The organism is Bacillus sp. AFS077874 (assembly GCF_002566505.1).
Classification (GTDB): domain Bacteria; phylum Bacillota; class Bacilli; order Bacillales; family Bacillaceae_G; genus Gottfriedia.
In genome coordinates this window covers 20226-45171 of record NZ_NUYF01000047.1, presented here as the reverse complement: position 1 = coordinate 45171, position 24946 = coordinate 20226, and the positions used below count along the sequence as shown (strand labels likewise).

Annotated in this window: 25 protein-coding genes and 1 other annotated feature; of the genes, 18 read left to right on the top strand and 7 right to left on the bottom strand. The window is 33.9% G+C overall.

The features are described 5' to 3' along the window. The first annotated feature begins 158 nt into the window (after positions 1-158). The 8 genes from COJ46_RS20115 to COJ46_RS20080 all read left to right on the top strand — a co-directional run bounded on the left by COJ46_RS20115 (position 159) and on the right by COJ46_RS20080 (position 8264). A complete protein-coding gene (locus COJ46_RS20115) occupies positions 159-2354 on the top strand; it encodes a RelA/SpoT family protein (protein WP_097978433.1) in 2196 nt (731 codons plus the stop codon). Positions 2355-2369: 15 nt separating this feature from the next. Then, positions 2370-2810 (top strand): D-aminoacyl-tRNA deacylase, encoded by a 441-nt coding sequence (gene dtd / locus COJ46_RS20110; protein WP_097978434.1) that lies wholly within the window; start codon positions 2370-2372, stop codon positions 2808-2810. 132 nt (positions 2811-2942) lie between these two features. Beyond that, the gene (locus COJ46_RS20105; protein ID WP_097978435.1) at positions 2943-3122 is read left to right on the top strand and encodes a hypothetical protein; all 180 of its coding nucleotides are present in this window, start codon (positions 2943-2945) and stop codon (positions 3120-3122) included. Positions 3123-3396: 274 nt separating this feature from the next. After that, complete coding sequence (locus COJ46_RS24640; protein ID WP_088013656.1) at positions 3397-3570, top strand: hypothetical protein; 174 nt, start codon at positions 3397-3399, stop codon at positions 3568-3570. A 71-nt stretch (positions 3571-3641) separates the two neighbouring features. Continuing rightward, positions 3642-3869 (top strand) — a binding site (T-box leader). A gap of 67 nt (positions 3870-3936) precedes the next feature. Further along, complete coding sequence (hisS, locus tag COJ46_RS20095) at positions 3937-5202, top strand: histidine--tRNA ligase (protein ID WP_097978436.1); 1266 nt, start codon at positions 3937-3939, stop codon at positions 5200-5202. A gap of 19 nt (positions 5203-5221) precedes the next feature. Then, the gene (aspS, locus tag COJ46_RS20090; protein ID WP_097978437.1) at positions 5222-6991 is read left to right on the top strand and encodes an aspartate--tRNA ligase; all 1770 of its coding nucleotides are present in this window, start codon (positions 5222-5224) and stop codon (positions 6989-6991) included. A 165-nt stretch (positions 6992-7156) separates the two neighbouring features. Beyond that, positions 7157-7924: a tRNA threonylcarbamoyladenosine dehydratase gene (locus COJ46_RS20085; protein ID WP_097978438.1), complete on the top strand. Its 768-nt coding sequence runs from the start codon at positions 7157-7159 to the stop codon at positions 7922-7924. Positions 7925-8015: 91 nt separating this feature from the next. Next, a complete protein-coding gene (locus COJ46_RS20080; protein ID WP_097978439.1) occupies positions 8016-8264 on the top strand; it encodes a hypothetical protein in 249 nt (82 codons plus the stop codon). Between the two features lie 169 nt (positions 8265-8433). Here COJ46_RS20080 and COJ46_RS20075 read toward each other — a convergent pair whose 3' ends face one another. Further along, positions 8434-8652 carry a hypothetical protein gene (locus COJ46_RS20075; protein ID WP_097978440.1) on the bottom strand — a complete coding sequence of 73 codons (219 nt, stop codon included), beginning with the start codon at positions 8650-8652 and terminating at the stop codon, positions 8434-8436. Between the two features lie 99 nt (positions 8653-8751). Then, the gene (locus tag COJ46_RS20070) at positions 8752-9183 is read right to left on the bottom strand and encodes an SANT/Myb-like DNA-binding domain-containing protein (RefSeq protein ID WP_097978441.1); all 432 of its coding nucleotides are present in this window, start codon (positions 9181-9183) and stop codon (positions 8752-8754) included. 138 nt (positions 9184-9321) lie between these two features. On the opposite strand from COJ46_RS20070, the gene COJ46_RS20065 reads away from it, so the two are divergent. Then, entirely contained in the window at positions 9322-10611 is a 1290-nt protein-coding gene (locus tag COJ46_RS20065; protein WP_098566222.1) for a replication-associated recombination protein A, read from the top strand. 44 nt (positions 10612-10655) lie between these two features. Here COJ46_RS20065 and COJ46_RS20060 read toward each other — a convergent pair whose 3' ends face one another. Both COJ46_RS20060 and COJ46_RS20055 read right to left on the bottom strand, forming a co-directional pair. Then, positions 10656-11288 carry a DUF2306 domain-containing protein gene (locus COJ46_RS20060; RefSeq protein ID WP_097978443.1) on the bottom strand — a complete coding sequence of 211 codons (633 nt, stop codon included), beginning with the start codon at positions 11286-11288 and terminating at the stop codon, positions 10656-10658. Between the two features lie 225 nt (positions 11289-11513). Further along, positions 11514-13274 (bottom strand): hypothetical protein, encoded by a 1761-nt coding sequence (locus tag COJ46_RS20055; RefSeq protein WP_097979033.1) that lies wholly within the window; start codon positions 13272-13274, stop codon positions 11514-11516. A 308-nt stretch (positions 13275-13582) separates the two neighbouring features. Here COJ46_RS20055 and COJ46_RS20050 point away from each other — a divergent pair, with 308 nt between their 5' ends. Together COJ46_RS20050 and COJ46_RS20045 are read left to right on the top strand one after the other, a co-directional pair. After that, a complete protein-coding gene (locus COJ46_RS20050; RefSeq protein WP_056472677.1) occupies positions 13583-13915 on the top strand; it encodes a DUF4257 domain-containing protein in 333 nt (110 codons plus the stop codon). 43 nt (positions 13916-13958) lie between these two features. Beyond that, positions 13959-14171, top strand: coding sequence for a hypothetical protein (locus tag COJ46_RS20045; RefSeq protein ID WP_056472680.1), 213 nt, complete (start codon positions 13959-13961; stop codon positions 14169-14171). A 70-nt stretch (positions 14172-14241) separates the two neighbouring features. Here COJ46_RS20045 and COJ46_RS20040 read toward each other — a convergent pair whose 3' ends face one another. From COJ46_RS20040 to COJ46_RS20030, 3 genes are all read right to left on the bottom strand, one after another. Continuing rightward, complete coding sequence (locus COJ46_RS20040) at positions 14242-14859, bottom strand: dockerin type I domain-containing protein (RefSeq protein ID WP_097979032.1); 618 nt, start codon at positions 14857-14859, stop codon at positions 14242-14244. 127 nt (positions 14860-14986) lie between these two features. After that, complete coding sequence (locus tag COJ46_RS20035; RefSeq protein WP_097979031.1) at positions 14987-15889, bottom strand: Fn3-like domain-containing protein; 903 nt, start codon at positions 15887-15889, stop codon at positions 14987-14989. A 122-nt stretch (positions 15890-16011) separates the two neighbouring features. Next, positions 16012-17940, bottom strand: coding sequence for a S8 family serine peptidase (locus tag COJ46_RS20030; protein WP_097979030.1), 1929 nt, complete (start codon positions 17938-17940; stop codon positions 16012-16014). A 444-nt stretch (positions 17941-18384) separates the two neighbouring features. Here COJ46_RS20030 and cymR point away from each other — a divergent pair, with 444 nt between their 5' ends. The 7 genes from cymR to COJ46_RS19995 all read left to right on the top strand — a co-directional run bounded on the left by cymR (position 18385) and on the right by COJ46_RS19995 (position 24856). Continuing rightward, positions 18385-18801, top strand: coding sequence for a cysteine metabolism transcriptional regulator CymR (cymR, locus tag COJ46_RS20025; protein ID WP_056472685.1), 417 nt, complete (start codon positions 18385-18387; stop codon positions 18799-18801). Between the two features lie 52 nt (positions 18802-18853). Further along, positions 18854-19999: a cysteine desulfurase family protein gene (locus tag COJ46_RS20020; RefSeq protein ID WP_097979029.1), complete on the top strand. Its 1146-nt coding sequence runs from the start codon at positions 18854-18856 to the stop codon at positions 19997-19999. 28 nt (positions 20000-20027) lie between these two features. Continuing rightward, positions 20028-21146 carry a tRNA 2-thiouridine(34) synthase MnmA gene (gene mnmA, locus COJ46_RS20015; RefSeq protein ID WP_097979028.1) on the top strand — a complete coding sequence of 373 codons (1119 nt, stop codon included), beginning with the start codon at positions 20028-20030 and terminating at the stop codon, positions 21144-21146. A 207-nt stretch (positions 21147-21353) separates the two neighbouring features. Then, positions 21354-22013 carry a tetratricopeptide repeat protein gene (locus tag COJ46_RS20010; RefSeq protein WP_098566221.1) on the top strand — a complete coding sequence of 220 codons (660 nt, stop codon included), beginning with the start codon at positions 21354-21356 and terminating at the stop codon, positions 22011-22013. 37 nt (positions 22014-22050) lie between these two features. Continuing rightward, the gene (gene recD2 / locus COJ46_RS20005; protein WP_098566220.1) at positions 22051-24408 is read left to right on the top strand and encodes an SF1B family DNA helicase RecD2; all 2358 of its coding nucleotides are present in this window, start codon (positions 22051-22053) and stop codon (positions 24406-24408) included. A gap of 51 nt (positions 24409-24459) precedes the next feature. After that, positions 24460-24708 (top strand): hypothetical protein, encoded by a 249-nt coding sequence (locus tag COJ46_RS20000; RefSeq protein WP_097979025.1) that lies wholly within the window; start codon positions 24460-24462, stop codon positions 24706-24708. Positions 24709-24721: 13 nt separating this feature from the next. Then, the gene (locus tag COJ46_RS19995; protein WP_082459514.1) at positions 24722-24856 is read left to right on the top strand and encodes a DUF3918 family protein; all 135 of its coding nucleotides are present in this window, start codon (positions 24722-24724) and stop codon (positions 24854-24856) included. Positions 24857-24946: the final 90 nt, after the last annotated feature.

Sequence of the window (24946 nt, the reverse complement as noted above, 5' to 3'; positions counted from 1 at the left end):
TAACATATGATATTGTTATCCAAATAGGGTACTCTGATTAATCAGAGTGCTCTTTTTCTATCAAAGATCTGCAAAAAAAAATGAAATTTGACGACTCCTGCTTTACAAAAAACGAAATTTTCATGATAATAGAAGAAATAATGATTTAAGGTGATTAGATGGCTACTGAGCAAGTTTTGACAGCAGAACAGGTTTTAGAGCAAGCGACCCATTATTTAAAAGAAGATGATGTGGCGTTTATTAAACGTGCTTATGAATATGCTCGTGACGCACATAGTGAGCAATTTCGTAAGTCAGGTGAACCATATATTATACACCCGGTTCAAGTAGCAGGTATCCTTGTTGGCTTGGAGATGGATGCTACAACCATTAGTGCTGGGTTTCTTCATGATGTAGTAGAGGATACTGAAGTATCTAAAGAGGACTTAGAGAACCAATTTGGCAAAGAAGTATCTATGCTTGTAGATGGTGTAACAAAGTTAGGTAAAATCAAGTTTAAATCGAAGGAAGAACAGCAAGCTGAAAATCATCGCAAAATGTTTGTAGCGATGGCACAGGACTTGAGAGTAATATTAATTAAATTAGCCGATCGCCTTCACAATATGAGAACGTTAAAACACTTACCTCAAGAAAAACGTATGCGAATTGCGAATGAAACGTTAGAAATATTTGCACCGCTAGCTCATCGACTAGGGATTAGTAAAGTAAAGTGGGAGCTTGAAGATACGGCATTACGCTATTTAAATCCACAACAATACTATCGAATCGTTAACTTAATGAAGCGAAAAAGAGCAGAGCGCGAGCAATATTTAGAAGAGGTTATAAACGAAATCTCATCTCAACTTGAAGATGTGGAAATAAAAACAGAAATTTCTGGACGACCTAAGCATATTTATAGCATTTATCATAAAATGGCTAAGCAGAATAAACAATTTAACGAGATCTATGACTTATTAGCCGTACGTGTGATTGTTAATAGTATTAAAGATTGCTACGCTGTTTTAGGCGTTATTCATACATGCTGGAAACCAATGCCAGGCCGTTTTAAAGATTATATTGCAATGCCTAAGGCAAATCTATATCAATCACTTCATACGACCGTAATCGGTCCAAAAGGTGAGCCATTAGAAGTACAAATTCGTACACAAGAAATGCACCAAATTGCTGAATATGGTGTTGCAGCACACTGGGCATATAAAGAAGATAATGCAAATCTTCCTTCACAAAAAACGTTAGAAAATAAATTAAGTTGGTTCCGTGAAATTATCGAATGGCAAGATAATTCTACAAATGCAGAAGAGTTCATGGAATCAGTAAAAATGGACTTATTCTCTGATATGGTTTTTGTATTTACTCCAAAAGGTGATGTTTTTGAATTACCACTAGGATCTGTTCCAATCGATTTTGCTTACCGAATTCACTCTGAAATCGGAAATAAAACAATTGGTTCAAAAGTAAATGGAAAAATGGTACCCCTTGATTACAAACTTAAAACCGGTGATATCGTTGAGATTATGACATCGAAGCATTCGTATGGTCCTAGCCAAGACTGGTTGAAGGTCGCTCAGTCTTCACATGCTAAAAATAAAATACGTCAATATTTTAAAAAGCAAAGAAGAGAAGAGAATGTTGAAAAGGGCAAGGAATTAGTTGAAAAAGAAATTAAAGCTCTAGAATGTGATTTAAAAGAAGTATTAACGTCTGAAAATTTAAAACGTGTCGCAGAGAAATTTAATTTCTCTAATGCAGAAGATATGTATGCAGCCGTTGGATACAATGGAATTACTGCAACACAGATTGCTCACCGTTTAACAGATAAATTCCGTAAACGTACTGAAATTGAACTAGAAGACCGATTAAAAGAACTTTCTTCGGATCTTAAAAAAGCTCCATCTCGTCGTAAAGATGCTGGTATTTCTGTAAAAGGTGTAGATAATTTATTAATCCGTTTATCAAAATGCTGTAATCCTGTTCCTGGTGATGATATTGTTGGATATATCACAAAAGGTAGAGGAATCTCAGTTCATAGAAGCGATTGTGTAAACATGTTAAATGATAGTGAAGAAGATCGTTTTATTGAAGTTGATTGGGAAGAAAGCCCTACATTTGAACGTGATTATAACGTCGATATAGAAATTTTTGGTTACGATCGTCGTGGTCTTTTAAATGAAGTTCTTTCAGTAGTAAATGAAACAAAAACTAATATCTCTTCAGTAACAGGAAAAAATGATCGAAATAAAATGGCAACTATTACAATGAGTTTATCTATTCGTAATATAAACCACCTGCAAAAAGTAGTGGATAAGGTTAAACAAATTCCAGACATTTACTCTGTGAGACGTATTTTCCACTAAAAGGAGGTGCCACTTATGAAAGTATTATTACAGCGCACAAAAGAAGCAAAAGTCGTAGTGGACGGACAAGTAGTAGGTCAAATACCTAAAGGGTTATTATTACTAGTCGGAATAACGCATGAAGACACGATAGAAGATGTGAAATATTGTGCTGACAAAGCAGTTAACCTAAGAATTTTTGAAGATGAACTCGGAAAAATGAATTTATCATTAAATGATGTTGGTGGCCAGATTCTATCCGTTTCTCAATTCACCTTATATGGCGATACGAGAAAAGGTAGACGTCCAAGCTTCACAGATGCAGCTAAACCAGATATCGCAAATGAATTATACGAATATTTTAATTCATATTTACGCGAACAAGGATACGAAGTACAAACAGGCATTTTTGGTGCAGATATGGATGTAACCTTTACAAACTGGGGACCAATTACAATTATGATTGAAAGTAAATAAGCCAATCTTTAACCTCCTTTTCCAAAAGGAGGCATTTTTTTTTTGCTAGAATTAATTATTAAAATAATAACTTCTTAGAGCGAATATACTTAATTACACGGTTTTTACAAAGAATTTAGAGGAGGCAACTATATGGACATAATTACAATTGTGTTAATCCTTATCGCTGGTGTAATTTTGTTTACAATCCTCAAAAGTTTCTTTAAAGCACTTTTATTTGTTATTTTAATCATCCTAGTTTATTACGGATTAATGTATTTCATTGACGGATCAGTTGAAAGCATTCAATCTAGTTTAAGAATATTTCATTAGACCATGGTATGTACCATGGTTTTTTTAGTTGAAATGAGAATGTCAGATGTAGTAAATAATAGCTGGGAATGGCAAAATAAAACGTGGGATCGCAATTAAAACCCAGGAATCACTAATAAATCCTGGAATCGCAAATAAAAAAAGTGAATAGTCAAATAAAAATCTGGAATCTCAACTAAAAACTTACTTAAGTTTCACAACAGTATTTTAATTGTTTAATCCATTAATTATTTGGACATCCTATATAACAACATACTTGGAAGGAGACTGCAGCATGAGAATAAATAATCGTAATAGTCTAGGATCAGGTAGAAAAGGTGTCTTGAATATGGATTTTCATGAGTTTCAAAATAGGGGACAAGAATCTAATTCATTAGAGATGGCAAGTGAGTTTGGTTTAACTTTAAGAGAAGTGCGTGATTTGAAAAGACAGTTAGAGCGTTCGTAAAAAATTTTTAACTGTTCTTGACATTTGTTGTATCCGAACGTAAGATATTAAATAACATATTGATACATAGTAACATTCCATAGACGGAGAAAAGTAGGATAGAATCTCTTGTAGAGAGAGGAAATGCCGTGGCTGAGAGCATTTCCACAAGTAGACTATTTGAAAGACACTCCCGAGGCTTTATCCTGAACGATTTCTAGTAAGGATAAACGTAATCGGCGTTAACGATGAAAGTGGGAGAACAGTTTATTGTTCTTCAATTAGGGTGGCACCACGGGCTTATAACTCTCGTCCCTACTGTTTTTATTTCAGTAGGCACGAGGGTTTTTTGTATTTATAAAGGTTTATTATTTAGGAGGATTTACAATGTCGATTAATATCCCAAGAGGAACTCAGGATCTTTTACCTGGTACGATTGAAAAATGGCAGTATATTGAAAAGTTTGCACGTGACTTATGCAAACGATATAACTATAACGAAATTCGTACACCAATCTTTGAACATACTGAATTATTCCAACGTGGTGTTGGAGATACAACGGATATTGTTCAAAAAGAAATGTACACATTTACTGATCGTGGAGATCGTCAATTAACATTACGTCCAGAAGGAACAGCGTCAATCGCTCGTTCTTATGTTGAAAATAAAATGTACGGAAATAGCAATCAACCTACTAAGTTGTACTATATCGGTCCTATGTTCCGTTATGAACGTCCACAGGCTGGTCGCTATCGTCAGTTCGTACAATTTGGTATCGAAGCTTTAGGAAGTAATGATCCATCTATCGATGCAGAGGTATTAGCTTTATCAATGGATTTATATCGTGGTCTTGGATTGAAAAATGTTAAGTTAGTTCTTAATAGTTTAGGTGACTTAGAAAGCCGTAAAGCACACCGTGAAGCGCTTGTGAATCATTTTAAACCGGTAGCACATGAGCTATGTAGTGATTGTAATAATCGTTTAGAAACTAATCCATTACGTGTTTTAGATTGTAAAAAGGATCACGATCACCCTTCAATGAAGACAGCTCCATCGATATTAGAATATTTAAATGAAGAATCTATGAACTATTTCAAAGCTGTTCAATCTTACTTAACAGCTATGAAAATTCCGTTTGAGATCGATGCAAACTTAGTACGTGGGTTAGATTATTATAATCACACTGTATTTGAAATTATGTTAGAAGGTAAAGGATTCGGTACAATTTCAACTTTAAGTGGTGGTGGTCGATATAACGGATTAGTTGAAGAAATCGGCGGACCTAACACTCCAGGTATTGGTTTCGCATTAAGTATCGAACGTTTAATATTAGCTCTTGAGACAGAAGGAATCGAACTTCCAATTCAACAAGAAATGGATGTATTCCTAATTGGACTTGGAGAAGAAGTGAAAAAAGAAGCGGCTGCTATTTTATATCAATTGCGTAAAGCTGGTCTAGTTTGTGAAAAAGATTACCAAGATCGTAAAATAAAAGCGCAATTCAAAGCAGCGGACCGTTATAAAGCAAAATATGTAGCGGTTCTTGGTGAAGAAGAATTATCTCGAGGTGTCATTAATCTAAAAGACCAAGAGACTGGTGTACAAGAAGAAGTTGCATTAGACATCTTTGTAAAATACGTAAGCTCTAAATAAACAAATGGGGGAATTGAAAATGGAACAACGAACGCATTTATGTGGAGAACTAAGAGAATCACATATTGGTCAAAGTGTAACACTTAAAGGATGGGTACAAAAAAGACGTGATTTAGGTGGATTAATTTTTATTGATTTACGTGACCGTTCTGGACTTGTACAAATCGTTTTTAATCCTGAAACTTCAGGTGAAGCTTTAGCTCTAGCTGAAACTGTACGTAATGAATTTATTCTTCACGTTCACGGGAAAGTAGTATCTCGTGGTGAAGGTACAGCTAATCCAAATCTTGAAACGGGAGCAATTGAAGTTTCTGTTGACAAGCTTGAGATTATTAATAAAGCTAAGAATCCTCCATTTGCAATTGAAAATAAAACGGAAGTAGCAGAAGACCTTCGTTTAAAATATCGTTATTTAGATCTACGTCGTCCAGTTATGTATGACACATTTAAATTACGTTCAAAAATTACAAAATCAATTCGTGATTTCTTAGATGGTGAAGACTTCTTAGAAGTTGAAACGCCAATTTTAACGAAGAGTACACCAGAAGGAGCTCGTGACTATTTAGTTCCTAGCCGAGTACATCCAGGTGAGTTTTATGCTTTACCACAATCACCTCAAATTTTTAAACAATTATTAATGGTTTCAGGATTTGAACGTTATTTCCAAATTGCACGATGCTTCCGTGACGAAGATTTACGTGCTGACCGTCAACCAGAATTTACTCAAATAGACATTGAAACTAGCTTCCTTTCTCAAGAGGAAATAATGGAAATGTCTGAAAGAATGATGGTTAAAATGATGAAGGAAACAAAAGGTGTTGACCTAGTTACTCCACTTCCTCGTATGAGCTATGATGAAGCGATGAATCGCTACGGTTCTGATAAGCCTGATACTCGTTTCGGATTAGAGTTAATTGATGTTTCTTCTTTTGCTAAAGAAAGTGGATTTAAAGTATTTACTTCAGCTGTTGAAAACGGTGGCCAAGTAAAATGTTTAAATGTAAAAGGTCAAGCTGCAAATTATTCTCGTAAAGACATCGATGGTCTTCAAGAATATGCTGGTCGATATGGAGCAAAAGGTCTTGCTTGGTTAAAACTTGAAGAAGATGGTTTCAAAGGTCCTATCGCTAAATTCTTTAGTGAAGAAGAATTTGCTACATTAAAATTAGCTGTAGAGGCGGAAGCAGGAGACTTAATTTTATTCGTAGCTTCAGATGCTTCAGTAGTTGCAAATAGCTTAGGTGCACTTCGATTAAAACTAGGTAAAGACTTAGAATTAATTGATCAATCTAAATTCAATTTCTTATGGGTTACTGACTGGCCATTACTTGAATATGATGCAGATTTAAATCGTTATTTTGCTGCTCATCATCCATTCACATCACCTGTTCGTGAAGATATTGATAAATTAGATACAGATCCAGGTAGTGTAAAAGCTCAAGCTTATGACTTAGTACTAAATGGTTACGAGCTTGGTGGAGGATCAGTTCGTATTTACGAAAGAGACATACAAGAAAAAATGTTCAAATGCTTAGGATTTTCTGACGAAGAAGCACAAGCGCAATTTGGTTTCTTAATGGAAGCATTTGAATACGGAACTCCACCACATGGCGGAATTGCACTAGGATTAGACCGTATTGTTATGTTACTTGCAGGTCGCTCAAATTTACGTGACACAATTGCATTCCCTAAAACAGCATCAGCAAGTTGTTTATTAACAAATGCACCAAGTCCAGTTTCTTCTGCACAATTAGAAGAATTAGCGTTAAAAACAACTGTAGAAGAGTAAAATAAAAAGGAAGGGTGAAGGAATTAATTTTCTTAATCCTTTCCTTTTTCTTGTTGAGGGATTAAGAAAAATTCTGTTTTTCTTTAATTCAAGCTTGATGTAAATAGCTTGTATCATGTATATTTAAATCATTGTAATCTGATTAAGATAGTGGGAGTTGAATAAATGTTACACCAATTTTCTCGTAATGAGCTTGCTTTTGGTAAAGCAGGTTTAGAGCGATTACAAAACAGTACGGTAGCTATTTTAGGTATTGGAGGCGTTGGCTCATTTTCTGCAGAAGCTTTAGCTCGTTCTGGAGTCGGACGTTTAATACTAGTGGATAAAGATGTTATTGATATTACAAACGTGAATAGGCAAATTCATGCATTATTATCAACAGTTGGAGAGCCTAAAGTAGAAATGATGAAGCAACGGATTCTTGAGATTAATCCTGAGTGCGAAGTAATTACACATAGAATGTTTTATACAGAAGAAACATTTGAAAAGTTTTTCGAAATTCCATTAGATTATGTAATTGATGCTTCTGATACAATTACATATAAAATTCACTTAATTAAAGAGTGTCGTCGCCGTGGAATTCCACTTATTTCAAGTATGGGTGCTGCAAATAAGATGGATCCAACTCGATTTAAAATTGCTGATATATCAAAAACAACACACGATCCTATTGCAAAGGTTATTCGAACTAAACTTCGCAAAGAAGGTATTCAAAAAGGAGTAACAGTTGTCTATTCAGATGAAAGTCCTATTGTTATTCGTGAAGATGTACGTAAAGAAATCGTACCAGATGAAAATACAAAAATTCGTAAAGCGAAAATGCCACCATCTTCAAACGCCTTTGTACCATCGGTTGCCGGCTTAATCGCAGCTAGTCATGCAGTTCGTGAATTAATAAAGGATATTGAAATTAAGCGTGTAGGTAAAGAATAACTAATGCTCAAACATTGCTGACTGTAGGAATTAATTTCCTACAGTTTTTTTGTTTATTAATGTAAAAACTACCTTCAATAGGAGGTGTTTGATGTTGAATAGAGCCTTAAAAGTATTTTGTACTTTCGGATTATCATTATCATTATTAACTGCTTGTAACAGTACAAGTGACGTGGAAAAAGATTCAAAACAGCATCATGTAGATAATTTATCCAATCGGATTAATGTTAAGTATAAAAAGAAAAATAATGTTGTCGAGAAAAATGGTAAGGTTGGCAAAGATGGCGTCGTTAACGATATGGAATCCATTGAAATGAATAAACGTAAGCCTAATAAATAAAAAAGACCCCCAAATTATTGGGGGTTTCAGACTGCCCGAAAACGATCGCTTTCTTCGTTGGCTCATTACCGCGTAAGGGTAACTCCGCTCCTCACCAGGCTTCGCGCCTCGAAAGACAAGCGCTAGCAATCAGCTGATCAGACACATTACCATATAGTGTAAAAGGGGATTACATATTTAAATCCTTCTCATTTTTAGAACTATTTTTATGTCTTCTCACAAAATGGCGTCCAATTAGAGAAATAACTAATAGTCCAACTACAAGAAGTAGAATTTGAAGATAGGATAAGTTAAAGTATTTAGCACCGGTAACAATTAAAAGTGTAGATAACGTACCTTTAATAATAAAAAATATAATTATCCATAAACCGCCTTTTTTCCAATTCATTTCATTATACTCCTTACTATTGCTTGCATTTTGTTACTTCATTATACAATAGTACAAGTGATAATATACTGTGAATGTTTTACATTATTTTGTCCAAATTTATTCTGTTAGATTGATCAATACATTTTGTTTCTTTTGGATTAATGTTTTTAGATTAACAATTTTTTTGTTTAAATTTTCATTTTCAATTTTTAATTTAACTACTCTTTCTTTTAACTGCCTATTTTCCTCCGAAGCTTTATGCTTTTGTTCGAAATTCATTAAGAATTGGATGGCCATTTCAATATTCATTGAAGGTGGATTTATAGGGTTATTTAATTTGGTAACTTCTTTAGGTTTGTTTATTTCTTTAAATTGATCTTTTGATAGTTTTCGGTATCTAGACGCACATGCTGTCTTTGTCCGATTAATAATATTTGCTACCATTTCAAATGCTTCTTGCTTTGATTTACCTTTGCTTTCGTATTTTTCAACTAGTTCAATTAATGTGTTTTCATCTTCTAGTGACCATTTTGTTTTTGGGGCATTCATTTTTTCACCTTCTTTATTTCAACTATTATTATCTTCACCAAATAAATGATTAGTAAAAAGAAATATTTGCGGGGTGCAGATGAAAAATGTTTCCAATTCAATTACAATAGTAAAAAGAGTTGTAAAGGAGGGAGAAAATTGAGTCATGAACCTCTAGCATACCGTATGAGACCAGGAACGATAGATGAATTAATTGGTCAGGAAAAAATTATCGGAAAAGAATCAGCGTTATATCGATTAATACATAACGGACGAGTTCCTTCAATGTTAATTCACGGGGAACCTGGAATAGGTAAAACATCGTTTGCCCATGCAATTGCTGGTACGGTTGATAAACGTTTTGTAACTGTTAATGCGACTACTTCTGGTAAAAAAGAACTTGAGGATATCGTTCATGAGGCGAAAATGTTCGGTGAAATCATTCTATTTGCAGATGAAATTCATCGTTGGTCAAAGCTGCAACAGGATTATTTATTATCATATGTAGAAAGCGGATTTATTACGTTAATTGGGGCAACAACTGAGAATCCATACCACGATGTTAACAGTGCCATACGATCTCGCTGTAACCACATTTTAAAATTAGAACCGCTTTTACCAAAACATATTTATAAATTATTAGATAAAGCCTTGAGAGATGAGGATAGAGGATTAGGAAACTTGCAAATCCAAATTTCAGAGGAACAAATTTTAAAAATTGCTCATGGAGTAAACGGAGATGCAAGATCATCATTAAATATTTTGGAATCAATCGTATACGGTTCAACAAAGGAGTCAGACGGAACGATTATAGTACAAGATGAAATTATTGATGAATTTCTTCGTTCAAAAGGTTTTAATCATGATAAAAATGGAGACTTTCATTATGACACATTGTCTGGTTTCCAAAAGAGTATTCGTGGAAGTGATGTAAATGCGGCACTTTATTATTTGGCAAGGCTCATTGAAGCGGGCGATTTAACTAGCATTATTCGAAGATTATTAGTGATTGCTTATGAGGATATCGGATTAGCTGGCGACCCATGGAAAGTTGTCCTGGCTTGTGAAGCCGCAAAGCAAGTTGGATTTCCTGAAGCAAGAATTATTCTTTCAAATGCAGTAATTGAGCTCTGTTTGTCATCCAAATCTAATTCTAGTGTCACATCAATTGATCGAGCATTAAATGATGTGAGAAGTGGGCTACATGATGATATCCCAGCACATTTAAAAGATGCGCACTATGCTGGTGCGAAGGATATGGGGCATGGGATAGGTTATATTTATCCGCATGATCATCCTTTAGGTAATTTTGGCGGTTGGGTAAATCAACAATATCTTCCAGATCGATTAGTAAATCAAGTTTACTATAAACCAAAAGAAGCAGGAAACGAAAAACGTTACGGGGCTATTTTTGAAAAACTACAGCAGTTTAAGAAAAATCGTAATTAAGTCATTAATTAAAGAGAAGGTAGATATAAAGTGAAATTGGTCGCTTAATCTACCTTCCTTTTTAATATGATCCACTCAATTATGATTAAATTTATTAATAAACCTACCCATATATTAACATTTAGGGCTTCCTCAACCATTCGTTCTCTTCCACCAGGTATATGCAATCCATTTAGCGAAAAGTAGGCTAATAATATTAATGGTACTAAAACCCTACCACTAACTGCTACTAATGTGATTCCAAAACTTCGAGTCATCCAGATTTGGTGAGCTATGTAATTTTTCTTCTTTGCGCTATGAATACCTTTAATTGTAGTGAAAATCCAAAGTATAGCTAAAACAAGAAAAGACATTACTTTTGAAAAATTTTCAATATAAAATATTACGATCAATGACAAAATTCCGCTTATAAAAACGCTAGTATAGTAAGTAGTTCCAATCATTCGATGGATTCTTGGGTAACGAGTTCTAATGTTCTTAACAAACTGAATGAACCCAGCAATTAAAGCAATAAATGCAAAAAAGATATGTGTAATTAAAGCAGGGTATTGAATTGAAGTTGAACTAATTTGGATACGACTTTTATCTGGATCAATAAGAAAATAAGGAGCCATAAATGGAACAATGACACAAAGCGAAATAATAAATAAAATCCACCAACTTTTTTTAGAATTCATAAATAAACCTGTCCCCCGAAATTTAGTTTGATAATATGTAATTTAGTATAAAATTATTTAATTAATATCATAACAACCTAATATGAACGGAACATGAATAAAAAAAGTCGAGATTCGGGTCTCGACTTGGTGTATAAACCATATTCTAAAAACTTGATTCTCAGACTGATTGCAAGNNAGCAACGAAGAAAGCGAGCGTTTGGCGGGCAGTCTCGAGTCTCGACTTTAAGCACTAACATCATTTTCAAACACTTCAATAGTTGGAGAATCAACTAAATGACTAGTTAATAATTTTATCTCGAGGAAAAGTAAATCGGGTTTAATAAAAGTTGAAGGGATTGATAAAATCTCTTCGTCATCTTTATCATAGAAAACAATATAATTAACTTTTCGTTGATATGCTGCCATTTTACCTTCGTTTTTACCCCATTTTCGGAGTTCGATCGTCATCCGGTTTATCTTATGAAGCTCGATCGACTTCAATTCATTACCTTTTTTTAAGGTTAGCTGTCTACTTGTTAAAATTACTTTAGATTCTTTTCGAAGTTGAATTGTTGCATACACTTTATATAAGAAAATAATCCATAGTAAAGCAAGTAATAAAAAATAAATAGGATCGTGATTTCCAAAAGCAGTACCGGTTCTAACAGCAGTTAGAAAGCCTAGAAAATAAGTACCAAAATGCCAGCTTGGCTTTGATTCCAAAATGACTTCTTGACCTATTTTATCGTTTTCTTCTTTATTTAATAATTCAAGTTGGGCTTTATGTTCATCCTCAGTATATTTATCCCATTTTGTAAATGCCGTAATTGTTTCATCGTAAAATCGTGGGCTAGGAATTTGGTCAGAAATATAAGCCCCTACATATGCAGCCATCCAATCATTTTCTTCCCAATTTTCTTGGTGACTACGAAATTTAGTTAAATAATAAGTTACTTCTTGTTCATAATAGTTTGAAGTATCATAACGCTTTATAATTTCGATCTCGTCGGGAATCACACCAAAATCTTCATGAGCAATTAAATAAAGAAACAGTCTGTTTTTTACAAAACTATGTTGATGCACTTCCGTAAATGTGTAGATATCTTTCTTTGAAAATTCATTTAATTTTGTATAAAACCATACCGCAGATTCAATATTATGAGCACAATAATCAAGGATTTCTTTTTCAATTTGTACGCCATGTTCCATCAGTGATATAACAGCATCCACTTTTAGGTAAGGATCTTTATATTCAAGTGCTTCATTTAAATATTCATGCATGTGATCGTCAAAATAATATTGCATTAATTGAAGGCAAATACCCATTTCTGTTCGAACGATGAGGTAAGATTCTTTCCAAGCTTGGTATACATATTTTAAGTTGTAATCTTGATCATAATTTAAATATGATTCTCGTTTAAGCTTATATAAAACTTTAATTTGTTCGATTATATAATTGTTCTCATCGGATGAAAAAGGTAAAGAGATTGAATTTCTTTTACACAATAGAATCAGATGAAAAATTGAAACTGCAGTTTCTTCATTTTCGATTAAACGTAATAGTTTTTTTACAAGTTCTGGAGCCCAATTTGTCTCTTCGAAAATGAATTGAACATCGATATCAAGCGAGTACCGTTTACTATTTTTTTCAATGATTCGTATATAAGCATCTCTAGCTAACTCTGAGTTCAGACTTATTAATAAATAGAGGGCTTGAAGTTTTGCTCGTTCACTATATGCTTTAAAATTCTTTTCGATTGGAGTTATTAATTCTTGGAGTGCAAACTCTGAACAAAATCCAACTAAGTGATAGCTTCCATCATCCCAATCTTCTATTGATTTCGGGAAATTGCTTCCCGCTTCTTCTAATAAATAAATTAATGATTCAATAGAAGCACCTGATCGAAGAGACTTTCTAAGTTGGTCTATGCCTTTTGCACGCTGATATAGATCTTCGTGGTGTAATTGTTTTACTATTCTCTTGAATTTTCTTTGTACAGCCAACTGAAAACCTCCTCTAGCTTCTTTTTAATTCCAATATATCATAATAAGGGTAATGAGAAATAGTTAAATAGTCTTGTGGTGTATTTGTTTAAATGAAAATTTAGGTCTTTTACCTCATTTTTTGTCACAATTGGATAAATTTTACAAAATAGTTTTGATAATTTATTTTTAAGCTTTTATAATAATAAGAACAAGCTGTTCATATTTTATATAGAACTTGTCCAATCCTAGCGATCATTTCGATTAACTTATTCTCGAAACGAAAGTAGGAATTTTTTTTGTACCTAAAAATAAGAAGGAGGATGAACATGGTTAAACTCTATGTCCTGGCGGTTGTCATTGGTGGAGTGACCGGATTTATTTTTCACATCCTGTTTAACAAAGGTACGATTATGCTCCCAGTGAGACGAAAGAAAGGCTTTTATTTAGGTTTTCTTGCAGATATTTTATTTGGAGCAACAGCCGCGACATTATTTGTTTCTTTATTTATACCAGAAAACATGTTAAAAGATATGCGAATGGTAATCGGATACTGTATATTAGCTGGTCTCTCATCTCAAAGCTTTCTTTTAAGCAGGGCACTTAACACTGAACGGGAAAGGGTAAGTTCACTGCATAATATTTCTAAGCAAATTGTGTAGTATTTTCAATAATTTACTTGGCAAAAGATGAAGGAGGCATGTAATGAGGCTAGTGCTAACACCCGAAGAGAAAGCCATTTATTTAGATTTATTAGAGGATTTATTAAATGCTGATACTGAATACGAAATTAAAAGTATCGAATTCCAAGTCATAAGCTTTTTAAACAACATAAAAGAATCTAGAAAAAATGTTGAAGATTTCGATGAAAAAGCGGCAGCTGCTCAATTCGTACGTGCTGGTAAATTGAAAAGTTAAGCAAGCATTTAATTGACTTTATTCAACAACTAAAAACTGGAACTCAAAATTAGAGTTCCAGTTCTTTATTTTAGTTAATTCCTAGTTTTGCTTTAATTGTTTGGATTGTTTGACCATTAAGCTCTTGGACTGGACTCGGTGTATCTAACACATAATCATTTTCTTTTAAATAATTGGATTCTAGTAATTTAAAATCTTTAGCATCGGTAATGCCATCAAAGTTTATGTCAGTATTTCGATTGTTTTTATTCCAATTAGCTTCAATCAAAAGTGCATCATTTAGATCGACCACGTTGTCTTTATTGATGTCTCCAGCTTTCGATTTAGCAGTGTAATAATAAATGCTTTCTCCAATGCTTATATTTCCAGCTTTTCTTCCAACTTCAAGCGGAGTGTAAGTAGTAAAATGTCCTGGAACATCTACAATAACAGTGTAAAGAAGTTCATTCGAAGGCAAGTTGTTAATAAAGATTTGACCGTTTTTTTGAATTTCTCCTGTATATAAATTACCTTTAGAATCTTGTACTTTAACACTTGCACCAACAGTAGTGTAATCCGTTGAATAATTGTAAGTGCCATCTACTTTATATAGGCCTTGGGCTCCAAGCTGAGCTTGTACTTTTGAATATGGTGCAAAAATTGGCAGTAGACCTGTTTGAATCAGTGGTCTAACAGTTGCTCCACTCAAATCTTTGTATGCCCCTCCGTAAATAGTAAATAGTTGACTAAGTACATTTACATATTCATCTGCTTTCGTATTAATGGCACATCGCCTGAAATACCATCGTTAGGCATTTTTAACGTAATGTTTGAAGTTAAGCTAGTTGTACCGCTAGTAGTAGTATTAAGTTCTGTACCATCTGGTAATGTTTTGTTTTTTCAATCCCAACAGAATCAAAATATTTATTTAAGTAATTTAGCGAAAAGCTCATTTCTTTAGCGTTCTTTAATCCATGGCTAAACAAAGTATAGGTTATTTTATCACCCATTGTTATTGAGTCTTTATTTGGCTTAGCGTAAATGTATTGCGATCCAGCTTTTACATAGTAAATAACTTTTGGTGCAACAGATGAATTACCAGCTCGATCAGCACCTACAAATTGAAGCATTGTAGCGGACGAAGATCCAGTAACAGAAATTTCTTTCGAGAATTTACCATTTTCATCTACGCTTGTGTTAATTGATGTGATTAAGCCTAAATCTTTATCTGTTTTTGGATCTACTAAAACAAAATCGATTGTTTTCATAGGTGAATTTAAATTAAAATCTAAATCAGTATCTTTAACACTATATTGTGCAATTACACGATTATTTGAGATAGAAGGGGAGTGGGTCGCAAAATATTTAAATCCTTCTTCAACAACTCGTGCGCCGAATGGAATTTGATAATTCTCTTCAGGATTTTTTTCATTTTCAATACGGATGTATCCTTCATATGTTCCTTTTTCAGTTGTTTTTGGAACTGTTAGTGAGACAGAAAGCTCTTTTTGGGTACCTGATTTTACCTTAAAAGAATCCTCAGATAAGTTTACATTTACACCGTTTTTTTCTGCATCCAATGAGCCTTGCGCACCTACATTATATTCTACAGAAATAGCATATTTTTTCATTTTTTTGCTTGAGTTAGAGATTACAAGTTTCTTTGACTCGTTGAAAGAAGTTTCATTATTAATCGGAATAAAACCATAGCTAAGACCACCTGTTTGCTCTTGAATCATATGCTCTTGTCCATTTTCAATATACGGAGTTTCATCTAAAACTGAAATTTCTGTATCAGAATGAATCGCTTCATAAGGGTCAACCCTGCCTGCGCCTATCTCAAATACACTATTTTTACCTTTTAATGGATCTGCTGTTTCATTAATATTGTTTTTATATCAGCAGGTGTATAGCTTGGACTTGCTTGCAGTAAAAGTGCTGCAATACCTGCAACATGGGGAGTGGCCATTGATGTACCTGACATTCTTTCATATGCAGATGAATAATCATTCTTATCATTTTTATTATTGATATAGGAAGGAACTGTTGAAAGTACATTTACGCCTGGCGCTGTTATTTCTGGTTTTATATCGTATAAAGTTCCAGATGGACCTTTTGAACTGAAGTCTGCTAATTCGTCACCAGGAATTTCACTCTCTCCGAGTGTACCTAGTGAAACAGTTAATGGACCAGTTGGTAATAAATCCCTAACAGCTGAGCCAGTGTTATGATCCAACGAAAATACTGGAATATTGTCATTGCTTTCTCCTAAGAAGTATGGAATCTGCCCCTCGTTGCTATTATTGTTGTATATAATAATTCCTTTTGCACCGTTTTGTTTTGCATATTGCATTTTATCGATTAAAGCATATGTGCCACGTACAACAAATGCTATTTTACCTTTTACATCTTTTCCGGAATAATCATTTGGACCACCTTCACCAACATTGACAATATCGAATGATTTTCCAGAAAGATTGCTAAAGTCATCTGTCCATTTTTTAGTCATTAACTGTAAAGTTCCGTTTATTTTTCTTTTTCCTACTTTGAAACTACTTTTAAAGGTTGTTACTTTAGTAGATGCGGAGCTTGCCCCAACGGTTAATGCTAGTGCAGCTGCACCAGGTGAGCCCAATGTAGACATCCCGTACTCACCTGAATTTCCTGCTGCAACAACTGCTGTGACACCACTTAGTACAGCATTATCAATTGCTAGGCTGGTAGGATCTAATGGGTCATTATAATCGCTTCCCAAAGATAGGTTTATCACATCCATGCCATCTTCTACGGACTTATCAATTCCAGCAATTACTGAAGAATTTGCGCCGCTACCATATGGGCCTAAAACTCGATATACATATAAATCAGCATCAGGCGCTATGCCTGTTACTTTGAAATCTGAATCGTTTTTAGCTTGTCCAGCAATCGTACCTGAAACGTGCGTACCGTGCTCTGTATAATAAGAACTACCATTATAAAATTCCGGGTTTCCAGATTTTTTCCAATCATCGTAAGTAGTTTCCATTGGATTGTTGTCATTGTCTACGAAGTCATATCCACCTTTATATGCATCCTTTAAATCAGGATGATTAAGATCAATGCCTGTATCAATTACGCCAATCTTTATCCCTTTTCCAGTAATCCCTTCTTTATGAAGCTGATCTATTTTTAAAAATGGTATACTGTCAACGTTTGTTTTGTCTTTTGATTCATCAATCTGTTTTGGAGGATTCACTCGAACTTGAGAATCACTGTAAATTGCTTTAACATCACTGAATTGCAATAATTTTTTTATTTGATTAGCAGGGAGTGTTAATGAGACTCCATTAAGTGAATGCTTATAAGTATGTTTAATCTGATAAATAGTTCGATTCGATTTAGTATCTTTTCTTATTTTTTCTTTTAAATCTTTTTTAAATTGAATGTGAGATTTCTCTACTTTGGCCATAGCAGTATTAAGTGAAATGTTTTTTCCCTCAGCAGCAGCAGTTAACTGTTCAGTTTTTGCAGGAAGAACTTTAAATTCAACAATTACAGAAACTTCTTTTGAACTATTTAAGTCTACATCTGATGATAGATGCAATCCCGTTTTAAGTTCGTTCGAATTTAATGCTAGTAGTGCCTCTCTTTGTTCTGGAGTCAGTTTAGCTAATATCGCTTCACTTGAAGTAATTGTTTCTGCCTTTGCATTAAAATGATCAGTAATTGGTGTAAAGGTTCCAAACAGTAGACAAGTACTTAATCCAATGGATGTAAGGTGTTTCGTTTTACTTTTCTTTGATTTTCGCATTTTTCCCCACTTCTTTCGCTATTAATAAACTACTAGTTTTATTTTACAGAATATTCTTTGAATAAAAGGCGGGTTATTTTTAATGCATTTTTGTTAATTTTAACTGATTAAATTGTAAGGAATTTAGTGAAAGCTTGAATTAACAACATTCATGTAGAAATATATTGGGCGGATTTTTTAGGACAGCAAATATTTTGTGGAAATGAAGGAGTAAGACTAATAGTTTTTAACTATGGTTTGTTAAAAAGTTAGACTAGTAAAACTAAAAAATCTTACTTACTATTTTTAGATGGATATTGCACTTTTCCAATTGGTTTAGTGCATTTTTTTCATGTCATGTGAATTTATAGGATAAATAGTGTACAATAATTGTATTACTACAGTTTAAAAATAGGATAAATCAGATAAAAATAAGAGATACAGTTTATTGAACGGAGTGAATTAATGAAGATTTCAACTAAGGGAAGATACGGACTGACAGTTATGATTGAATTAGCTAAAAGATATTGTGATAAACCAATTTCACTCAAGAGTATTGCGAAAGCACAAAATCTTTCTGAGCATTATTTAGAACAAATTATTTCATTATTACGTAATGCAGGATTAGTTAAGAGTATTCGTGGAGCATATGGTGGGTATATTTTAACAAAGGAACCGAATGAAATTTCTGCAGGTGAAGTAATAACTGCACTTGAAGGATCACTATCTCCAATCGAAAATCTTGAAGATGAAAATCCTGCACAAAGAGAGTTGTGGACTCGTGTTCAAAAAGCGATTAATGAAGTTTTAGACCATACGAGTCTTGAGGATTTAGCAAAATTAGAATCTGATGATTTAAATGGGTATATGTTTTATATTTAATTAGTGCGTTCAAAGATAGGTGAACGCTTCATAAAGAAAGGGTTTAATAAAAATGGAACGTATTTATGTAGATCATGCTGCGACTTCTCCAATGCATCCAGAAGTAATTGAAAAGATGGTTGTAGAAATGCAAGAGACTTTTGGAAATCCATCTAGTATTCATTCATTTGGCCGACAAGCTCGTCAAAAGATTGATACTGCACGCATGATTTGTGCAAATAGTATAGGATCAAAAGTTAACGAAATTATTTTTACAAGCGGTGGAACAGAAAGTGATAACCTTGCTGTTTTAGGCGCTGCTTATGCGAATCAAAAATATGGTAAGCACATTATTACCTCTAGCATCGAGCATCATGCTATATTACATACATGCCAAGCTCTTGAAAAGGAAGGCTTTGAGGTAACGTATTTACCTGTTGATCATACAGGTCGTGTGAATGTAGAAGATGTAAAGGCTGCACTGCGTGATGATACAATTTTAGTATCAATTATGATGGTTAATAATGAAATCGGAACTGTTCAACCAATTAAAGAAATTGGTGAACTTCTTAGTGACCATAAAGCTCATTTCCATACAGATGCAGTACAAGCTTACGGCTTAATTCCAATTAATGTTGAAGAACTTGGAGTCGACTTTTTATCCATTTCCTCACATAAAATTAATGGACCTAAAGGTGTAGGTTTTCTTTATGTAAGTGAAAATGCAATTTTTACACAATTACAATATGGTGGACAGCAAGAGCGAAAACGTCGTGCGGGTACAGAAAATGTTCCTGGTATTGTTGGATTAGCTAAAGCAGTAGAAGTAATTCACATCGAAAGAGATGAACGTATAGAAAGCTATTTGCGTTTCCATGAAATTTTAATGAATGTTCTAAAAGAAAATGGAATTCGTTTTGAAAAGAATGGAAATGAGTCATTTTTTGCACCACATGTGTTAAATTTATCATTTGAGGATATTTCAATTGAATCATTTTTGGTAAACCTTGATTTATCAGGCATAGCAGCTTCAAGCGGGTCTGCTTGTACAGCTGGTAGTATAGATCCATCACATGTGTTAGTTGAAATGTTTGGAATAGATTCACCTAAAATACGTTCTTCGGTACGGTTCAGCTTTGGTTATGGAAATACAGACGAACAAATCCGTATAGTCGGAGAACGTGTATCTTCAATTGTAAAACGATTAGTTAAAATATAAATTTTTATAGTGCGAGGGGATATTATTTATGAATAAAAAAGATCCAAAAGACACTCGCGTAGTAGTAGGAATGTCAGGTGGTGTAGATTCGTCTGTAACAGCATATTTATTGAAACAACAAGGATATGATGTCATCGGTATTTTTATGAAAAACTGGGATGACACAGATGAATTTGGCGTATGTACAGCAACTGAGGATTATGAAGATGTAATTGCAGTTTGTAATCAAATAGGAATTCCGTATTATGCAGTGAATTTTGAAAAGCAATATTGGGATAAAGTGTTTACCTATTTCTTAGATGAATATAAAAAAGGTAGAACACCAAACCCAGACGTAATGTGTAATAAAGAAATTAAGTTTAAAGCATTTCTTGAACATGCAATGGAGCTTGGAGCAGATTATGTAGCGACAGGTCATTATGCTGGAGTTGAGTTTCGTGACGATGAATATAAAATGTTACGAGGAATTGATAGCAATAAAGACCAAACTTATTTCCTAAATCAACTTGGTCAAGAACAACTATCGAAAGTTATGTTTCCACTTGGAGGCTATTTAAAGCCAGAAATCCGTAAAATTGCTGAAGAGGCAGATTTAGCGACAGCTAAGAAAAAAGACAGTACTGGAATTTGCTTCATAGGTGAACGTAACTTTAAAGAATTTCTAAGTAATTATTTACCTGCACAACCTGGTGAAATGAGAACGATGAACGGGGAAGTTAAAGGTAAACATGATGGGCTTATGTATTATACAATTGGTCAACGTCATGGACTTGGAATCGGTGGAAATGGAGACCCATGGTTCGTTGTAGGAAAAGACTTGAAAAATAATATTTTATTAGTTGAACAAGGTTTCCATAATGAGTTACTTTATAGTAATGAAGTACTTGCTTCTGATATTAGTTGGACATCAAATAAACCGAAAGAAGGTTCATTTACATGTACTGCTAAATTCCGTTATCGTTCTGAAGATAATGAAGTAACAGTTCACATTTTAGATGATAACTCAGTAAGAATTCTTTGCCACGAAAAAATTCGTGCAATCACTCCAGGACAAGCCGTTGTATTTTACGACGGGACAGACTGTCTAGGTGGAGGAACAATTGATCGTGCATTTATCGATGGTAATGAATTAACTTATTTAAGATAAATCTATTTACCCCAATCATAATGGTTGGGGTTGTTTTTTTGAATGGAAATACATAATTTATCGTAGAAATTTTGAAGAAACGTTCCTTTGAAATGTATACTATGGTGTGATAGTGTTAAATAGGTATATTAAGTTTCTTAAACTGATTAGTACAGAAAATGGAGTCTATCAAAAATAATTGAAAGAAAATACATAGAGGTGTCATATATGAATAATTTTGAACGTGGAGTAGCAGCCCTACAAGAGGGAAAGTTAGAGGATGCAGCTAATTTTTTAACGAAAGAAATTGAAGAAAATCCTACTAATACATTAGCATATGTAAACTTTGGTCAGCTTTTACTATCAATGGGTGATGTCGAACGAGCTTGTCGTTTTTTTGAAAAGGCTTTAGAAATTGATCCGGAATTGGCTGCAGCGCATTATGCAGTTGGAACAGTATATTTTGAAGATGGAAAGTTTGAATTAGCTAAAAAATATTTTCAACATTGTGTGAAACTTGGCATGAATGATAGTGATGTCCATTTTATGATTGGATTATGCTGTGTTAATAATGGCGAAGATCGTTTTGCACTTCCATTTTTTCAACGAGCGATTGAGCTAGATGATCAAGATGTTGACGCATTATTCCAATATGGCCTTACTTTAGCTAAATTAGAAATGCTAGATGAAGCAAAAATTAATTTAGAAAAAGTTTTACAATTAGATGAACTTCATGCTGATGCACATTATAATCTAGGCATAATTGCAATGTTTAATGATCAAGTTACAATTGCGAAAGACCATTTTAATAAAGCGATTGAAAGTCAAGATGATCATATGCTTGCTATGCATGCTTTAAAAGTAATTGAAAATAAAGAAGTAGAATGAAACTAGTTTAGTTGTGTAAGTTCGGGGAGGTGGAGAAATGCAAACCCAAAGTGAAATGGAATTGTTTGTTGATGAGACACCATATATTAAAGGGCATATCACAACAATCATCTTTTATAATGCAGAAAATTTTTATACTGTTGCAAAGGTAAAAGTAGTTGATACAAATTTATCAAATTGTGAACAGGAAATGACCATTACTGGGAATATTCCAAGGATGAATGAAGATGAAACATATACATTTAAAGGGATTGTAAAAGACCATCCGAGGTATGGTAAACAGTTTCAAATTTCATCATTTGAAAAAGAGCTTCCATCTACTAAAAAAGGTGTTATTCAATATTTATCATCAGATTTATTTAAAGGAATTGGAAAGAAAACAGCCGAGAAAATCGTTGATCATTTAGGTGAAGGTGCGATTAATAAAATTTTAGATAATGCAGATAGCCTAGAAGGTGTTCCCGGGCTGGCAAAATCTAAAGCTAAAGAAATTTATGAAACAATTTTATCCCATCAAGGTCTTGAAAAAGTAATCAGCTTTTTAAGTAGCTACGGTATTGGAACGGGTTTATCGATAAAAATTTATAAGACTTATAATGAATCAACTCTTGATGTTATCAGAACAAATCCATTTAAGTTAATTGAAGATGTGGATGGGATTGGGTTTGGAAGAGCAGATGAAATTGGTCGAGCTATCGGTATTACAGGAAATCATCCGGATCGGATACGAGCGGGTTGTATTTATATTTTAGAACATTTATCGATGCAAGAAGGACATGTTTATATAACGCAAGATCAGTTTATTGATGAAACTAGACAATTATTAATGAAACAGGATAAAGAGCTTGTCGAAGCAGTCGACATTTCTCGGGAAATGAAACGATTGATAGCTGACGGAAAGCTAGTAATGGAAGATGAGAGAATCTATTTATCTGCGCTTTATTACGCTGAGAAAGGCATTGTAAATGCGATCCGAAAATTATTAAGTGGTGCTCCAGATTTAGGAGAAATGACTGAAACTAGATTTGCAAAAGAGCTAGAAGACCTCGAATCAAAAATGAATGTAAAATATGCCCCTTCACAGGCACAAGCAATCAAAAAGGCTATGGAGTCAGCTATGATGGTCCTTACAGGTGGACCAGGGACAGGTAAAACGACAGTTATTAAAGGAATTGTTAATCTGTTTTCAACAATCCATGATTTATCATTAGATCAGCATTCTTACCCGAAAGATGATCCATTCCCTTATTTGCTTGCTGCACCTACAGGTAGAGCGGCAAAAAGAATGAGTGAAGCAACTGGATTACCGGCAGTAACAATCCATCGTTTACTCGGTTGGACAAGAGAAGGGGAGTTTAGCCATCATGAGGAAAATCCTTTAAATGGAAAGTTACTAATTATTGATGAGTTTTCAATGGTCGATGTTTGGTTAGGGAATCAATTACTCAAAAGCATTCCAGAAGGATGCCAAGTCATTTTTGTAGGGGATGAGGATCAATTACCTTCTGTTGGCCCAGGTCAAGTCTTAAAGGATTTATTAAACTCTGGTACAGTTCCAACAGTACGATTAAAAGATATTTACCGTCAATCAGAAGATTCTTCGATTATTACGCTTGCACATTATATAAAAGATGGAACAATATCCGAGGATTTATTTGAACAAAGAAAAGATCGTTCATTTATCGGTTGTTCAAGTCAACAAGTTGTTGAAGTCGTCAAAAAAGTGTGTGAAAACGCCAATAAAAAAGGTTTTCCTGTAAGAGATATCCAAGTATTAGCACCGATGTATCGTGGCCCAGCAGGAATTGATGCTCTAAATGAAGGGCTTCAAGAAGTGTTTAACCCCAAAAAAGAAAAGCAACGTGAAATGAATTTTGGTGATACAACTTTTCGGACAGGTGATAAAGTTCTCCAACTCGTAAATGTTCCTGAAAATAATGTTTTTAATGGAGATATGGGTGAAATTGTAAACATTTTTTTCGCCAAAGAAAATGTAGAACAACAAGACATTATAATCGTTTCATTTGATGGTAATGAAGTGACGTATACTAGACCAGACTTTTCTCAATTAACTCTTGCTTATTGTTGTTCAATTCATAAGTCTCAAGGTAGTGAATTTGATATTATTGTGCTTCCGATTGTCAAAAGTTATTATCGAATGCTTCGAAGAAATTTAATTTACACTGCAGTGACAAGAAGTAAGAAGTTCTTAATCATGTGCGGTGAACAAGATGCATTTATTCAAGGCATTGGCAGAACAGATGATGGTCAAAGACAGACTACTCTACGTATGAAACTAAAAGGGATTGAAAATGGAGAAGTACAACTAAACGAGGATTTACCATTTCAGCTTTCAGACGAATTACCAAATCTTTCACCTTATGATTTCATGTAAATGACTAAGAATATATAGTGCAAGACGATTCCTGTACTAACGTATATTTTTATGAAAATTTGGTCACAATGCTTAGAAACATTGCCTTTTTTGGCTAAGGGAGCGAGCGTTGTGATTTGTCCAAATTGTCATAGTAAAGACTTAGGGAAAATAGGTGTAAATCAATATTATTGTTGGGGATGTTATATTGAACTAACAATTAATAAAGGCATAATTTATACCCACCAAGTTGAAGAAGATGGTACGTTAAGTTCGTTGGATGATTTATTTGACGAAGAGGATCGAAAACTTAGTATGTAGGAGTGGGTAATTAATGGCTAGAAAAAGCTCTTTATTAGGTTTAGGTTTAGGTGCAGGTGCACTTGCGATGAAGTTAATGTACGATAACAAATGGCTTACTTCAAAGAATATGAAACGTATGAGAAAGTCATTGAAAAAAATGCTTTAATTTTTTTAAGCACATGTCTATAGGGCATGTGCTTTTTTACTGCAGAAAAAGAGTTAGTCAATTTTTTACTAATATTTAACCCGAAGCGCA